The organism is Candidatus Villigracilis sp. (assembly GCF_057083605.1).
Map to the genome: position 1 here is coordinate 1 of NZ_JBXMTI010000002.1, position 14,422 is coordinate 14,422.

Here is a 14,422-nt window from a genome sequence, read left to right on the forward strand (position 1 = left end):
GCACGGATTCCACTGCTTCGAATACGGGCTCCGGTTTCATCACCATCCCACCCCCACCTCCGTAGGGAGTATCATCGGTCGTATGATGCTTATCGTGCGTGTAAGCACGGATGTCATGAACACGCACATCGATGAGTCCCCGCTGGCGGGCGCGCTGAAGGACGCTGGATTCAAGATAAGGACGGAATACTTCGGGCAGGAGGGTAAAGACCTCGAATTGCATTATGAGATTTTAGCATAATAAGAAGCAAATTAGAGATTAGTGCCTCGCTTGACGATGCTTTCCTGCGAATGGTAATATCAATTCATGTATTTAAAAGGAAGTAAATGGAGTATGAACCGCAGGCGGAAAAGGCCAAACTGGTTCCGAATTATTGTGTTGTGTCTGCTTGTGTTGGGCGGCTCATATGTCAATCGGTTCATCCTCCCGAATCAAACCCCCATCGGAGTATCTTCACCAACCCCAACCCTTGCGCCAGAGGCTTTTATCGTTAAAGCGGATGACTTGTTCAAGGAAGGCAAGTTGATCCCTGCCATTGAATCCTATCGCCAGGCAATTTCATCGCGCCCGGATGACCCTGCTGTTTATATTATGCTGGCGCGCACGCTTGTATTTGCAGGTCAGTATGAGGAAGCGCAGACCAGCGCGGAAGATGCGCTGCTGCTTAACCCAACCAATTCCATGGCCTTTGCTGTGCGTGCCTGGGCGCTTGGTTTTCAAGGCCAGTACGTTGAGGCTGAGGATGATATAGGACGAGCCTTGGAATTGGACCCCAATAATGCGCTGGCTCACGCGTATTATGTCGAGATCCTCGTGGACTCTTTTTATAACGACGTTGGTTCCTTTGAAAGCGTGGAGAAAGCCATTGAGGAGTCCAAGGTGGCTATTGCACTTGCCCCGGATACTTTGGAAACCCATCGTGCACGCGGTATCGTGCTCGAAGCTACAGCAAATTACGAAGAAGCCATTCGCGAATATGAAGCCGCCATTGCGATTAATCCCAATATCGCAGATTTGCATCTTTTCATTGGCAGTAATTACCGCGTTCTCGGAATTTATGATAAAGCCGTGGAATCCTTCACGCGAGCGAACGCCCTTAACCCTGAAAATCCCCTGCCCGATCTTTATATGTCCCGCACCTACGCCACCATTGGTGAATACGGCAAAGCCATGCAGTACGCTGAATCGGCTGTGGCGGATAGCCCTGCGGATTCAAACCTGCGCGGCAACCTGGGCGTGATGTACTATCGCAACTCATACTGGCCCGAAGCGGTTGAGCAATTTAAATATGTCGTCAACGGCGGGTTTACGGAAGATGGCGTTCAACTTAATGCAATTGATCTTACTCCGAACCCTCGTATTGCAGAATATTATTTTACGTATGGTCTCGCACTTGCGCGCCTGAATCAATGTGGCGAAGCTTTGAAGATTTCACAACTGATCATTTCGCGCGTCCCATCGGATGAGCTGGCAGTGGAGAATGCCAACGCGATTAACAGCCGCTGCCAGGAAAACCTCTCGGTGACTCCGCTCCCTGCTTCGCCTGAGCCTGATTCAGTCTCGACGGCTGAGCCTACGCCCACACCATGAACATTTACCAAAAACGCAATATCTTTCGACGCCGCGATGAATCTAATGTCTATCGCATGTTTTTCTGGGTCATCCTGATCCTTGGAGGAATTTGGCTGATCCGCGCTGTACGGCAGGGGGATGTCAAGCCGCTGTTTCTACCAACCCCAACTCCCACTCGTTTTGCACAATCTTATGCCATTGAAGGGGATGCATTATTTACAGCCGGCAAGCTGGAAGATTCTACAAGCACGGACGGCAAGGTAAGCCCTGGTGCCATTACGGCCTATCGTGAGGCCACCAAGGTGGACCCGAACAATGTGGAAGTGTGGGCGGATTTATCTCGCATCCAAACCTATTCCACTGCGCTTCTGGTTAGACGGGAGGATATCCTTGCCCGTTTGGACGAATCGATAGAGTCCGCTGAAAAGGCTGTAGAAGTTAACCCTGATGACAGCTATGCTCATGCCGTGCATGCCTTTTCGTTGAATTGGAAGGCATCATATATTGCGGATGATCGTGAAAGACAAGCCCTTCTGACAAAATCTGAGCAGGAGGCGGTGCGCGCTTTGCAATTGGACAATTCCAGTGCGCTTGCGCTTTCCTTTTATGCTGAGGTGCTGGTGGATCAACAAAAATGGACACAAGCCCAGCAGTATATTGAACAGGCCCTGGAACGCGACTCTTCACTGATGGATGTGCATCGCGTCCATGCCTATGTACTTGAATCGCTGGGTGAATATTCACTTGCCATCGAAGCTTATGACCGCGCCATTGCCATCACTCCAAACCTGACGTTTTTATATCTGCGGGCGGGAGCGGGATATCGCCGCCTTGCCTTTGAAAGCCCCAACGAGGATATTCAACGCCAGCTTTACGAAAAGTCACTTGAATATTTTGCGCAGACTGCCCGTATCAACGAACAGTTGGGTGTGCAAGACCCTGTACCCTATCTCTCCATTGCGAGAACCTATTCCCAGATGGGTGAGTTCTTTATTGCCATTCGCAACGTGCAGAAGACACTTGAATTTCAGCCTGATAATGCAGTTTTTTACGGTGAGTTGGGTGTGCTGTATCACAAGAACCGCAATTATGAGACCGGTATTCTTGCGTTGGCATGTGCAGTGCGCGGTTGTGATGAAGATGCCTCTTGCGAGGGACGTGGTGGCTGCGGACCAAATGACACTCCAGCAGTTGTGGAGGGGTTGGAGCTTGATGCCAGCACAGTCTACTATTACGATGTGTATGCATCTGAGTTGGCGGCGTTGAGTACACCAAAGAAAAGTTATTGTGATGAAGCACTGGCTGTTGCGGAAATCATCGAAGCCTCGGAATATGATAACGACCCGAACATCGCTGCCGATATTGTAGTGGTGCGTACCATCTGCGCTTTTGATGCAGGGGACGACACTGGCTTCATTATCCCTGCCACAGCCACACCTGAGCTGATGGATATAACGCCAACCCCGACACCATGATGTCGGCAGGAAAAATTCCCTCGAACCGAACCAACTGACAGTTAAGTCCGAGGCGGGTGTGCGTCAGAGTTTTGTAAGAATTTATACAATCCCCTTGACTTGACCAATTTAAATGGGTAATATTGAAATTAGCACTCGATAGCTGTGAGTGCTAATTGTGTGCTTATACAAAAATTCCAAAACTCTTACGGAGGCAAGAAATGGCAAAAATCTCATTTAAACCTTTGGGTGGCCGCGTGCTGGTCGAACCCATCGAGCAGGAAGAAGTGACCGCTGGCGGTATCGTCCTTCCTGAAACTGCAAAGGAAAAACCGCAGCAAGGCAAAGTATTGGCTGCCGGCCCCGGTGACCGTAATGACAAGGGCGAGCGCATCGCCATGGATGTGAAAGTTGGCGATGTGATCCTCTTCGCCAAGTACTCTGGCACCGAAGTGAAGATTGAAGGCAAGAAATTGCTTATCATGCGCGAGAGCGATCTTCTCGGTATCGTTGGCTAATTATGTCGCTCCTGGCGCCGTCCTCGGCGCCGAGACGGCGCCCAAGCTATAAAATAAAAAAGGAAGTGAATTATGGCCGCTAAACAACTTGTATTTTCAGAAGACGCACGCCGCAAACTTAAGATCGGCATGAATGTCGTTGCAGAAGCTGTTTCTGCAACTCTTGGCCCTAAAGGCCGCAACGTGGCAATTGACCGCAAATTCGGTTCTCCAAGCATCACGCACGATGGCGTTTCCGTTGCCAAGGAAATTGAACTTGACGATCCGTTCGAGAACATGGGCGCTCAGCTTTTGAAGGAAGCTGCCCAGAAGACCAATGACATCGCCGGTGACGGCACAACCACCTCCACCGTTTTGGCTCACGCCATCGTGAACGAAGGCCTCAAGGCTCTCGAAGCTGGCTATAACCCGATGCTGCTCAAGAAAGGCATCGAGCTCGCCACCGAGACTATTGTTGCTGAACTCAAGAAGAATTCCGTTAAGATCGATACCCGCGAAGAAATTGCTTCTGTGGCTACCAACTCTGCCGCAGATGTGGAAGTTGGTGAATTGATCGCAGACGTGATGGACAAGGTTGGTAAAGACGGCGTTATCACTGTTGAAGAATCCAAGACGATGCAGTTCGAAACTGAATTCGTCGAAGGTATGCAATTCGACCGTGGTTATCTCTCCCCTTATTTCATCACCAACGCCGAACAGATGGAAGCCCAGATCAGCGATGCTTATGTTCTGATCTACGATAAGAAAATCTCTGCTGCACAGGATATCGTTCCTCTGCTCGAAAAACTTGTTCAGCTTGGTAAGCGCGAACTTGTCATCATCTCTGAAGATGTAGACGGTGAAGCCCTCGCCACCCTCATTTTGAACAAGATCCGCGGCATGTTGAACGTGCTTGCCATCAAGGCCCCTGGCTTTGGTGACCGCCGCAAGGCTATGTTGCAGGATATTGCAGTGCTGACCGGTGGACAAGTTATCTCCGAAGAGACCGGCCGCAAGCTTGAATCTGCCACTGTGCAGGACCTTGGCCGCGCCGAGAAGGTCGTCTCCGACAAAGAGAACACCACCATCATTGGCGGCAAAGGCAAGAAAGGCGATATCGAAGGCCGCATCAAGGAAATCCGCATCGAGATCGACAAGAGCACCAGCGATTACGACAAGGAGAAACTTCAGGAACGTCTCGCCAAGCTCAGTGGCGGTGTTGCCATTATCCGCGTGGGCGCAGCAACCGAAACTGAAATGAAGGAAAAGAAACACCGCGTGGAAGACGCTCTCTCTGCCGCCCGCGCCGCAGTTGAGGAAGGTATCGTCCCTGGTGGTGAAATTTCCCTCATCAATGCGGCTGCCAAACTCGATAAGCTCGCCAAGCAACATGCTGAAGACGAGAACGAAGAGATCAAAGTCGGCATCAACATCGTCAAGAAGGCGCTCGAAGCTCCTATTCGCAAGCTGGCTTCCAACGCTGGTCAGGATGGCTCTGTCATTATCGACACCGTCCGCCGCACCGCTGCTGAGAAGAAGAATACAAACATCGGCTTCAACGTGCTCACCGGCGAATACACCGACATGATCAAAGCTGGTGTAATCGACCCCGTGAAGGTGGTTCGTGGCGCTCTCGAAAACGCCGCCTCCATCGCCGCGATGATCCTCACCACTGATGTGCTCATCACCGACATGCCCGAGAAAGACAAGGCTCCTGCCATGCCTCCTGGCGGCATGGGCGGTATGGATTACTAAGCCCTCACCCTACCCTCTCCCAAGCTTCGCTGGGAGAGGGTTTTGTAAACAAATTTGCAGGGACACAGCGACGCTGTGTCCCTGTGTTTTTAATTTATGTAATGCCCGCTCGCGGGTATAATTCTGCAAATGTTTTCACAACCCCGTTTCATCAATAAGACTTCGGAAGTCTCTGGCAAGATTCTCCGATCAAAACGAATCAAAAAAGACTTCCGAAGTCTGGCTTTGATTCTGTTTTTTGTTTTGGGATTAAGCTCCTGCGCTTCCTTCTTAAACTCGAGCACGCCCACTCCCGAACTGCCGACTTTTACGCCCGAGCCTCCTACTGCCACTCCTCCGCCCTCGGTAGCGACTGTCAATGGGGAGTACATCACCTCCGCAGAGTTCCAGGCTGAACTTGCGCGCTATAAAGCTGCACAAACTGAACGTGGTAACACTGTCTCTGATGCGGACGCGAATAAGGTTGTCCTGGAGGACATGATCGCGCAGTTTTTATTGTCACAAGCTGCCAGAGAAGCGAATTTCAATTTGACAGAATCAGACCTCCAGTCCAGGATTGAGGCGCTTGGCGGTGCAGATGCGGTTGCCCAATGGCAGTCTACTCACGGATATGACGATGTATCCTTTCGAGTCGCATTGAAACGTTCGATTGAATCCGCATGGATGCGTGACAAAATCATTGCGGATGTTCCAACAGCCATGGAGCAAATCCATGTGCGCCAGATTTTGACCTATAATGAAGCCAATGCGCAGGCCGCTTTAGAGCAGTTAAATGCCGGTACAGATTTTGATGAACTTGCGGCATTGTATGACCCGGTCACGCTTGGAGAATTAGGCTGGCTGCCGCGCGGCTATCTGCTGGATGTGGGCGCGGATGAGGCGGTTTTTGCTTTGCAGGCAGGCGAGTATAGTGAGATCATTTCAACCGATGCAGGCTTTCATATCTTTAAAGCACTTGAACGCGGCGTACATCCATTAACCCCGGATGCTTTATTTACCATGCAGGAACTGGCCCTAAAGAATTGGCTTGCAGAACAACGTGCAAATAGCGATATTGTATTGGCTCCATAATGAGTGGAAGCCCTGATCTTTGTATAAGAATTTGCTACCGTACATTTACACCGCAAAGCTCGCTAAGTGCGCTAAGACAACCTTAAAATCTTTGCGTTCTTTGCGCTCTTAGCGGTAAAAATAATTTCATGTACGGTAGAGAATATAAGAATTAATTTCGGAGCAGCATAATGAGCAATTACAACTACGAAGGTTCCCCTGCACCAAAAAAACAAAGCTCGCGCCTTGAGTTGTGGGATATGTTAAGTATCGTCACGCTGATCGCTGCGGCTTGTATCGGCCTGTACTTTGTTACGATCTTTATGATGCCCAACTCCGCTCTTAATCCTTTCCCACCTGTTCCATCCAATCTTAACTTGCCTCCCACACCTACGATCACCCCCATTCAATTGGAGCCAACGTGGACGCCTACTCCCTCCAATGTGACTGAGACACCCACTCTGCTGCCAACTATCACTTTGGAGGCATCTCCAACTCTTATCTCATTGGTGACGCCGTCCATTACCCCGTCACCGACCAAGACGCCCAAGGCACCCTTCTCTGCTACTGTTACTTATATTGACAGCACGATCATCCACCCTGAACTCGGATGCAACTGGCAGGGTGTGGGCGGCACGATTGTGGATGCCAATAATGCAGATATGCTCAGGATCACGATCCGTCTCGTAGGTTTTTATAATGGCAAATCCAAGAATGAATTAACTGTCAGTAGCATTGCCCCGGCTTATGGGAAATCAGGCTATGAATTTTTCCTGGGGACTGTGCCAATCTCATCCGAGGGGCTGTTGTACATCCAGATATTAGACCAGGCTGGCTTGCCGCTCTCAGATAATGTATACATCGATACCTTCAATGATTGTTCCAAAAATCTGGTGCTGGTGAGATTTAAGAAAAACCCGTAAATTGCATACTATAACCAAAAAGTCCGCCACTTTGCCAGTGACGGACTTTTTTGATTTTTACTTCACTTCCAGATTCCAATTATGATATTGTGGATGTTTTGCACGGACTACATCATCGAAAAGTGATCGTAATTTGCTGGTGACCGGGCCCATCATCCCCACACCAACGGGGCGGTGATCAATCTTCGTCACTGCAACAACCTGTGCGGCGGTACCCGTCATGAACATTTCTTCCGCGATAAAAACCTCTGTGCGGTCAATCGAACGTTCAACGACTTGGACGCCAAGCTCGTTGCGCGCCAATTCAATGATCGAGCGGCGGGTGATGCCTTCAAGAATATTATCTGTGACGGGCGGTGTGATCAACACACCATCACGCACCATGAAGATATTCATCGCGGAACCTTCAGAGACATGACCATTTTGGTCCAACACAATGGCTTCGTCAAAGCCAGCACGGTTTGCATCCGTTTTGATCAGCGCCGAGTTTGCATATGCGCCAGCCACCTTGCCTCGCGCGGGGATAACGTTATCGTCGATGCGTCGCCACGAGGAAAAAGTCACATGCGCATTCGTGTCATTCTTAACGTATTTCTCGAATTTCATCACGAACAAACAAAATTCATCTTTCAAGTCATGCAGCTTCACGCCGATACCCAGGTCTGATTTGTAAATAGTGGGGCGCAGGTACACATCCTCTTGCCACTTGTCCGTCCGCAAAACATCCAGTGTGAGTTCCGTCAGACTTTCTTCATCAAACTGAATGTTCATCGCCATCATTTTCCCCGAATTTAGCAAGCGGCGGAAATGGTCATAGGGACGAAAAACGAAGAGACGTTTCTTCTCTTCGTTCCAGTAAGCCCGCATCCCACCGAAAACGGCGGTTCCATATAAAAAGCCATGCGTGGCGATATTGATCTTTGCCTCGCTCAAGGGAATTATTTTTCCCTCAAAGAAAGCGTGCTTCGTAAGGTCCACTGACACCTCCAAAATTAAATTGAATTGATCGGATTGGAATTATAACGTATACAACCCCGTCACCATTCCGACGCTTCGCCTCATTCTCCGCCCATGCCTGATTCTTCATCTACGACATTTGCCTGCGCCTGCCCATTCCCGCCTTGACAAGAATCCGATTCCTGCCTAAAATCTAATTCGATACTCATCGAATTAGATTTACGGAAGTGAAAAGTGAACGAAATGCTTGATTTTGTAAAAGCCATGTCCAACCCAGACCGTCTGCGGATCATCGGCCTGCTCTCACAGGAATCCGCCACCCGCAAGGAGATCGCCGAGCGCCTCAAGCTCTCGGTAAAAGACTCGCTGACCCATCTGGGATTCCTGGAGTTTGTAGGCGCTGTAACCAAGACAGATGGCGTATACACCCTCAACAATGACAAACTTGCGGTGCTTGCAAAAGAAAAACTGGCAGAGGTGCGCCCGTCTTATGTTCCCGCGGAACATTTGGATGAGAAATCTAAAAAGGTGCTGAAAGCTCACCTCAATGCGGACGGCAGCATAAAGCAAGTGCCGCTCCAGCCTGCAAAGCTGCGCGTGATCCTGGATTATCTAATTCCATTCTTTGAATTTGATAAAAACTACACAGAGAAGGAAATCAATACGATTTTGCGGCCTTTCAACGAAGATACAGCCGGTCTGCGCCGCGACCTGGTGGAAGCAGGTCCGTTAGCCCGTGAAAGCGACGGTTCGCGATATTGGAGAGTCAAATGAATATAAAAACAAGAAAAGATATTAACAGGGAATATAAAGAAAGAGTGAAACCCGCTGGTGTCTATCAGGTAAAAAATACTGTGAATGGCAAGGTTCTGCTCGGAAGCAGCCTGAACCTTGAAGGGCCGTTGAACCGTCACAGGTTCATGCTCAAAATCGGAAGCCATACCAATAAAGCACTCCAAAAAGACTGGGATGAATTAGGCCCTGATAATTTTATCTTTGAAATCCTGGAAGAGGTGAAGTTCAAAGATGACCCAAACTTTAACCTCAAAGACGAATTGATATTATTGGAGATGATCTGGCTAGAGGCGCTTCAGCCTTTTGACGAGCGGGGTTACAACCTCAACGCAAATATTCGCGAGGCTTGATGCCGAAAACCTCATACGACGGTCAATTAGCATGAGCGACGAACTTGTTACTTTCTTCAAAGCCCTCTCAGACGCGAACCGTCTGAAGATCATTGGCTTGCTTGCCCAGCAACCTTATAGTGTGGAGGAACTCGCCGCGCTGTTAAATCTCAAGGCATCCACAGTTTCGCACCATCTTTCAAAACTGTCGCAGGTTGGTTTGGTCAGCGCGAAGACAGAAAGTTATTACAACGTCTATCAGCTAGATGAAAAAGCGCTGGAACTCAAATCCCGCAACATCTTCTCGCAGGAGAATCTCGCCGCCTCTGTCGCGGATGTGGATGCGGATGCCTATGACAATAAAGTGGTCAAGGATTACGTTCGCAAGGACGGAAGTCTGAAAACCATCCCTGCTCAACGCAAAAAATTGGAGGCCGTACTACGCTATGTGGCCAGGGCTTTCAAGGTCGGTAAACGTTACAGCGAGAAACAGGTCAATGAAATCTTAAGCAGCTATCACGAAGACACTGCATCCCTGCGGCGCGAATTGGTGGGATTTAAATTGATGAAACGCGAAGGTGGCGGTGGGGAATACTGGAGAGAAACATGATCGCAGAATATCCACTCACAAAAGCCAATCGCATTAATCTGGCAAAAGCATTCAGAAATGTGCCTCGCGTGGATATTTCAATCGAATGTGTGCTTGAGGACCAGATGGGAAAAGCCTATGTAGATGATGCGGTAAACCCGTCTGCCTATAAGATACAGATTGGGCCGTTCTTCTATTTTGCTGGAAACGCTTTTGGAGAAGGTGGGCAGGTGATGCTGAAGGATATTAAGCCTTACAACCTGTTTATGTCATCTTCCACTGGATGGGTCGAAGAATGCAGGAAATTATACGGAGAAAGCCTTGTTGCTTTTGACCGTTACAGCTTTTCATCGAAGAATATATCCCTTGAAAATTTGCAACAATTTTGCCAGAATTCCACCCACAACATTAAGCAAATGGATATTGCCCTACTGGAAAAGATATGGGGGCAGAATCATTTTATTGATATCGCTGATTTTGATTCCCCATCTGATTTCATGGAACGCGGCATTGGATATTATGCTGAGAAAAACGGAGAAATTATCGGAGCAGCCTATTCATCTCTGGTCTGTAATCAGGGAATTGAAATAAGCCTGTTTGTTTCGGAAAACCATCGGCGGCAGGGAATGGCAACCGCTCTTTCTGCAAATTTGATCAAGTGGTGTCTGGAAAATAATATGGATGCTCACTGGGATGCGGCGAATCTTGAATCCAGCAGGCTGGCCGAAAAATTGGGGTATATTTCAACCGGAAAGTATCAGGCGTATTATCTGAAACTTTAAACTCAGAAGCAGCTATTTCCATAACCGCTTCTTCAATTCCAGAAACTTCCCCGCTTGTAACGATATAAAAGCAAATAAAACCATGGCAAAAGGGGCGATCCCCAGCAGAACCCAAAACTGAACCCATGTGATCAGGTTTTCTGTCAGTGCGCGACGGAAGAGATAAAACGAAAAGGGCAGGGTGATCAATAAAGCGGAGACGACCCCGGGGCTGTAAAGACGGAAGCGGATTGTTGAGAACAAATGCGGCACGAAAGCATTGAAAGTCAGTGTCATTTGAATTCCCAAAACGAGCAAATATCCGATTGGCTGCGACAAAATTTCCAAGCCGAGAAATGTCAAAATAAACCCGCCCAACGTGAGAAGAGTCACCGCAATTACAAATTGTTTTGTAGAAACAAGAGGGTGCGCTTTTAGCGGCAATCGTTTTGACCAGTTCTCCATGAACGGGGCTTCTTCTATATTATGAAGCATGAAGAAGAATGGGACGAACCAGAGCAGTCGGTTGAATGGGATGGAATCAAGAAAGATCATTTTTTCCTAGCTGAAAGTTGGATGATATCGCCCCCTGAAAGGGCGCCTGATAAACTTTCGCTTTCCAGCTTCATCACCTTGCTGTTGGCAAAGAAGGCGAAGTCGAATTCAGTGGAATCACCAGCCCGTTTACCGGGAACAGGCATCAGCCGCGCGGTGAGCGGTTTGTCCAATCGAAGCGCAAGAGCACACAGGTCAAGCAGAAGCGGGGTGATTTGATCCGCAGTTGAATCGCCTGGCAGCGGAATTGTATCCAGCCCCGTACCGCAGACAGCAGAATAAAGCAGAGCATCTTTTATGGTAAGCGTTCCCTCCGCCGCGCGTTTCGCAAGGACGGTATCTTCCAACACGGGCTGCATGAAACCGTTGAAACCAATGTGAGGAAAATCCGCGCGTTCGATGGCCTCAGTGAGAATCGCGGCAGACGCAAGCGAGCCATGCAATCCAATTTTTTGCACGCCCATTTTCTCAACCGCGTTGCCAAGCGAATGCGCATCATCGGGGAAGGGGGCGAGGGAAAAATCAATGCCGAGAAATTTTGGGAATTCGAGATTGGATATTAGAGATTGTGCAACACCTGAGATAGCCTGACCATGTTTGGTTATTTCGGAAATGAGAGCGCTTCGCCCCTCGTCCAAAGTTGATTGCTCCGCAAAAGCATTCACCGCCACATCAGCAGACTCCACCGCAATTGCAAATGCGGGTTGATCATCGTTGTGATATGCAGCAGGAAAAAATGGCGCACCTGCATTGACGTTCGCCAGTGCAGCAAACCTCAAGTTTGCAAATCCATTCGGGTCAATAGGTGCACATTTGACGATGACTTCCACACAGGCCTTAACTGCTGCCATATAAATTCTGGACTCGGACAGCTTGCTGTCTGTATTTCCTGTCATAGCGCCGCTGAAAAAGATGTTTTCGCTGGCAGCTATCGCCTCAGGAATAACCTCATAACTGCGTGGAAACTCAGGCAATGCAGGCCCTAATGACGCGTATGCAATCCCCACATCCTGAATAGCCTTCGCAAGTTGATTTGAAAATTTGGGCAATTCATTCAATGCCTTCGTAGTGGCGACTTCAGTCGCCCCAGAATGACTAAAGTCGTTACTACTTAATAATTTTGGAAATGGGATCGTCGCCAGGCGCACCGTCTGCACTTCATAGCCCGCGGCTTCATACGCCGCTTTCGCCTTGGATAAAAATTCGCCTGCGTCTTGCAGGATCTTTTCTTCGAGCGGAAATTTGGGATTGCAGAAATAGGTGATTGATCGGATTTTCATTATTTTCCTCGTTGAAACGCTTGAACGTTCAAACGTGAGAACGTTGTCTTGTCACTTCAAACATCAATACCGACCCAGCCACGCCTGCATTCAGTGACTCCATCATCCCTGACATAGGAATGCTGATCTTCTGACTTGCCAACTTCCGCGCGGACTCGGTTGCGCCTTCGGCTTCACTTCCGACGATCAATGCAACAGGCTGGCGTAAGTCAGTGTCCCAGCATGATTGACCATTCATATCCGCCAGGAAAACCTGCAGGCGAGGGTGCGTCGCACCTGACGGGTGGACTCTTTCCTCTAAATGAGCAGAATCTCCTCGATTTGAATCATCCTGTATAGTAAGGTGCGACGCACTTCCAGCTATGAAATGGCTTATCTCATCCCAACTCATCGATTGAATTGGTAATTTGAAATGCGCGCCCATCCCAGAGCGGAGAACCTTTGGTGCAAATGCATCCGTCGTTTCAGGTGGGATTAAGACAGCCTGCACCCCTGTCGCTGTGGCAGAACGGAGCAATGTACCGAGATTGCCCGGGTCACGGATCTGGTCGGGGATGAGGATAAAATCTGGGTGATTGGGGATTAGTAATTGGGAGAATTGGAGAACTGCGAGAATTCCCTGCGGAGATTCTGTGTCGCTCAGGGATTTCATCACACTCTGCGAGACTTCTTCCATTTCGATACCGCGTGATTTCAGGCTTTCAACCAGCAACTTTCCCCGCTCATTCAATGAATCGTCATAAAGTGCAGTCTCAAATTTCCAGTCTCTATTTGCCGCTTCCTCCACTAGCCGTACACCTTCCACAACGAACGCGCCAGCCTCACGGCGTTCCTTTGCACGCCCAAGCAATGCACGCACTGATTTAATCTTTGAGTTTTGATTGGATGTGATCATGGGAAAGGATGAAATAGATCAATTGCGAGTAGTAGAACCCCAAACATCAAGAAAAACTTTAACGGTTGGATCGTCAAACAAAACGATACGGACAAGTTCTGTAACCGAATCACTCTTTGCTTCAAAATAGGTATTGATGGATTTTAGAATAATCCCTGCCGCGCGATCTTTTGGAAAACCAAAGATGCCTGTTGAAATGGCTGGCATGGAAATTGACTTGCATTTCAATTCGTCTGCCACACGCAGGGAACCTGTCACCGCAGATGCGAGCTTTGCATCATCTGAGCCATCATCTGCCCAGACAGGGCCCACCGCATGGATGATGTATTTCGCAGGCAGGAGCCCGCCTGAGGTCCACGCAGGATGCGAGTGGGTGACAGGGCCATGCTTACGGATCCATTCATCGCTTTCTTTTTGCACGGTCGCCCCACCTCGTTTTGATATCGCCCAAGCCACACCACCGCCATGCTGCAATTGTTCATTCGCCGCGTTGACAATGGCATCCACTTCTTCAGTTGTAATATCACCTTGCACGATTTGAAGGGTTTGACCTGTCGATAAAATTCGTTCAACCAAAGCGGAATTCATTTTTCTATTTTACCCCCATTAAAAATTGTAGGGGCACAGCGACGCTGTGCCCCTACGGGTTACTTCGTTTTTGCCACTACCGCAGCGAAGGCTTGCGGATTTCGTACCGCGATATCGGCCAGCATCTTGCGATTGAGCTCGATATTCGCTTTCTTGAGTGCAGACACGAGCTTGCTGTATGTCGTGCCGTTCAAGCGGGCCGCGGCGTTGATGCGGGCGATCCACAACTTTCGCAGATCGCGCTTGCGCACACGGCGATCACGGGTGGCATACCACAGGCTTTTGAGCATGGCTTCGTTCGCTCGTTTGAACAAAAGATGCTTCGAGCCGCGCTGGCCCTTCGTGATCTTCAAAATTTTCTTGTGACGTAGATGCCCTTGCGGGCCTCCTTTTACGCGCATATCTTTACCTCCTGCAAACT

Annotated in this window: 16 protein-coding genes and 1 pseudogene; 10 read left to right on the forward strand and 7 right to left on the reverse strand. The window is 49.1% G+C overall.

From position 1 onward, the window contains the following. A pseudogene (locus AC14M5_RS00300) lies at window positions 1-223 on the reverse strand (tRNA (guanosine(37)-N1)-methyltransferase TrmD); the annotation flags it as partial. Window positions 224-334: 111 nt separating this feature from the next. On the opposite strand from AC14M5_RS00300, the gene AC14M5_RS00305 reads away from it, so the two are divergent. The 6 genes from AC14M5_RS00305 (at window position 335) to AC14M5_RS00330 (ending at window position 7,252) form a co-directional block, all read left to right on the forward strand. Further along, window positions 335-1,591 (forward strand): tetratricopeptide repeat protein, encoded by a 1,257-nt coding sequence (locus AC14M5_RS00305; RefSeq protein ID WP_484027615.1) that lies wholly within the window; start codon window positions 335-337, stop codon window positions 1,589-1,591. After that, a complete protein-coding gene (locus AC14M5_RS00310) occupies window positions 1,588-3,048 on the forward strand; it encodes a tetratricopeptide repeat protein (protein ID WP_484027616.1) in 1,461 nt (486 codons plus the stop codon). The genes AC14M5_RS00305 and AC14M5_RS00310 overlap by 4 nt, the downstream gene beginning before the upstream one ends. A 209-nt stretch (window positions 3,049-3,257) precedes the next feature. Beyond that, entirely contained in the window at window positions 3,258-3,545 is a 288-nt protein-coding gene (gene groES / locus AC14M5_RS00315) for a co-chaperone GroES (RefSeq protein ID WP_484027657.1), read from the forward strand. A gap of 72 nt (window positions 3,546-3,617) precedes the next feature. Next, window positions 3,618-5,279, forward strand: coding sequence for a chaperonin GroEL (gene groL / locus AC14M5_RS00320; RefSeq protein WP_484027617.1), 1,662 nt, complete (start codon window positions 3,618-3,620; stop codon window positions 5,277-5,279). Between the two features lie 129 nt (window positions 5,280-5,408). After that, window positions 5,409-6,350, forward strand: a complete 942-nt coding sequence (locus AC14M5_RS00325) for a peptidylprolyl isomerase (protein ID WP_484027618.1) — start codon at window positions 5,409-5,411, stop codon at window positions 6,348-6,350. Window positions 6,351-6,520: 170 nt separating this feature from the next. Then, on the forward strand, window positions 6,521-7,252 hold the full coding sequence (locus AC14M5_RS00330; RefSeq protein WP_484027619.1) for a hypothetical protein: 732 nt from the start codon (window positions 6,521-6,523) through the stop codon (window positions 7,250-7,252). A 57-nt stretch (window positions 7,253-7,309) separates the two neighbouring features. On the opposite strand, the gene AC14M5_RS00335 is transcribed toward AC14M5_RS00330, so the two are convergent. Then, window positions 7,310-8,230: a branched-chain amino acid transaminase gene (locus AC14M5_RS00335; protein ID WP_484027620.1), complete on the reverse strand. Its 921-nt coding sequence runs from the start codon at window positions 8,228-8,230 to the stop codon at window positions 7,310-7,312. A gap of 222 nt (window positions 8,231-8,452) precedes the next feature. Between AC14M5_RS00335 and AC14M5_RS00340 the strand changes: the two genes are divergently transcribed. From AC14M5_RS00340 to AC14M5_RS00355, 4 genes are read left to right on the forward strand one after another with little or no spacing between them, the layout of a single operon-like run. Next, window positions 8,453-8,983 carry a DUF2087 domain-containing protein gene (locus AC14M5_RS00340; RefSeq protein WP_484027658.1) on the forward strand — a complete coding sequence of 177 codons (531 nt, stop codon included), beginning with the start codon at window positions 8,453-8,455 and terminating at the stop codon, window positions 8,981-8,983. Then, a complete protein-coding gene (locus AC14M5_RS00345; protein WP_484027621.1) occupies window positions 8,980-9,354 on the forward strand; it encodes a GIY-YIG nuclease family protein in 375 nt (124 codons plus the stop codon). The genes AC14M5_RS00340 and AC14M5_RS00345 overlap by 4 nt, the downstream gene beginning before the upstream one ends. 31 nt (window positions 9,355-9,385) lie before the next feature. Continuing rightward, a complete protein-coding gene (locus tag AC14M5_RS00350; RefSeq protein ID WP_484027622.1) occupies window positions 9,386-9,943 on the forward strand; it encodes a DUF2087 domain-containing protein in 558 nt (185 codons plus the stop codon). After that, window positions 9,940-10,704, forward strand: a complete 765-nt coding sequence (locus tag AC14M5_RS00355; protein ID WP_484027623.1) for a GNAT family N-acetyltransferase — start codon at window positions 9,940-9,942, stop codon at window positions 10,702-10,704. The genes AC14M5_RS00350 and AC14M5_RS00355 overlap by 4 nt, the downstream gene beginning before the upstream one ends. A gap of 12 nt (window positions 10,705-10,716) precedes the next feature. Here AC14M5_RS00355 and AC14M5_RS00360 read toward each other — a convergent pair whose 3' ends face one another. From AC14M5_RS00360 to rplT, 5 genes are read right to left on the reverse strand one after another with little or no spacing between them, the layout of a single operon-like run. Further along, complete coding sequence (locus tag AC14M5_RS00360; protein ID WP_484027624.1) at window positions 10,717-11,238, reverse strand: HXXEE domain-containing protein; 522 nt, start codon at window positions 11,236-11,238, stop codon at window positions 10,717-10,719. Beyond that, complete coding sequence (locus AC14M5_RS00365; protein ID WP_484027625.1) at window positions 11,235-12,518, reverse strand: DUF711 family protein; 1,284 nt, start codon at window positions 12,516-12,518, stop codon at window positions 11,235-11,237. The genes AC14M5_RS00360 and AC14M5_RS00365 overlap by 4 nt, the downstream gene beginning before the upstream one ends. Before the next feature lie 28 nt (window positions 12,519-12,546). Then, window positions 12,547-13,413 carry a TrmH family RNA methyltransferase gene (locus AC14M5_RS00370; protein ID WP_484027626.1) on the reverse strand — a complete coding sequence of 289 codons (867 nt, stop codon included), beginning with the start codon at window positions 13,411-13,413 and terminating at the stop codon, window positions 12,547-12,549. Window positions 13,414-13,431: 18 nt separating this feature from the next. Continuing rightward, on the reverse strand, window positions 13,432-14,001 hold the full coding sequence (locus tag AC14M5_RS00375) for a macro domain-containing protein (protein ID WP_484027627.1): 570 nt from the start codon (window positions 13,999-14,001) through the stop codon (window positions 13,432-13,434). A gap of 59 nt (window positions 14,002-14,060) precedes the next feature. Further along, window positions 14,061-14,402 (reverse strand): 50S ribosomal protein L20, encoded by a 342-nt coding sequence (rplT, locus tag AC14M5_RS00380; protein ID WP_484027628.1) that lies wholly within the window; start codon window positions 14,400-14,402, stop codon window positions 14,061-14,063. Window positions 14,403-14,422: the final 20 nt, after the last annotated feature.

Excerpts from the sequence above, each read along its gene's own strand:
- AC14M5_RS00305 (WP_484027615.1), top strand. The coding sequence starts at position 335 with ATGAACCGCAGGCGGAAAAGGCCAAACTGGTTCCGAATTATTGTGTTG.
- AC14M5_RS00310 (WP_484027616.1), top strand. The coding sequence starts at position 1,588 with ATGAACATTTACCAAAAACGCAATATCTTTCGACGCCGCGATGAATCT.
- groL (WP_484027617.1), top strand. The coding sequence starts at position 3,618 with ATGGCCGCTAAACAACTTGTATTTTCAGAAGACGCACGCCGCAAACTT.
- AC14M5_RS00325 (WP_484027618.1), top strand. The coding sequence starts at position 5,409 with ATGTTTTCACAACCCCGTTTCATCAATAAGACTTCGGAAGTCTCTGGC.
- AC14M5_RS00330 (WP_484027619.1), top strand. The coding sequence starts at position 6,521 with ATGAGCAATTACAACTACGAAGGTTCCCCTGCACCAAAAAAACAAAGC.
- AC14M5_RS00340 (WP_484027658.1), top strand. The coding sequence starts at position 8,453 with ATGCTTGATTTTGTAAAAGCCATGTCCAACCCAGACCGTCTGCGGATC.
- AC14M5_RS00345 (WP_484027621.1), top strand. The coding sequence starts at position 8,980 with ATGAATATAAAAACAAGAAAAGATATTAACAGGGAATATAAAGAAAGA.
- AC14M5_RS00350 (WP_484027622.1), top strand. The coding sequence starts at position 9,386 with ATGAGCGACGAACTTGTTACTTTCTTCAAAGCCCTCTCAGACGCGAAC.
- AC14M5_RS00355 (WP_484027623.1), top strand. The coding sequence starts at position 9,940 with ATGATCGCAGAATATCCACTCACAAAAGCCAATCGCATTAATCTGGCA.
- AC14M5_RS00360 (WP_484027624.1), bottom strand. The coding sequence starts at position 11,238 with ATGATCTTTCTTGATTCCATCCCATTCAACCGACTGCTCTGGTTCGTC.
- AC14M5_RS00365 (WP_484027625.1), bottom strand. The coding sequence starts at position 12,518 with ATGAAAATCCGATCAATCACCTATTTCTGCAATCCCAAATTTCCGCTC.
- AC14M5_RS00370 (WP_484027626.1), bottom strand. The coding sequence starts at position 13,413 with ATGATCACATCCAATCAAAACTCAAAGATTAAATCAGTGCGTGCATTG.
- AC14M5_RS00375 (WP_484027627.1), bottom strand. The coding sequence starts at position 14,001 with ATGAATTCCGCTTTGGTTGAACGAATTTTATCGACAGGTCAAACCCTT.
- rplT (WP_484027628.1), bottom strand. The coding sequence starts at position 14,402 with ATGCGCGTAAAAGGAGGCCCGCAAGGGCATCTACGTCACAAGAAAATT.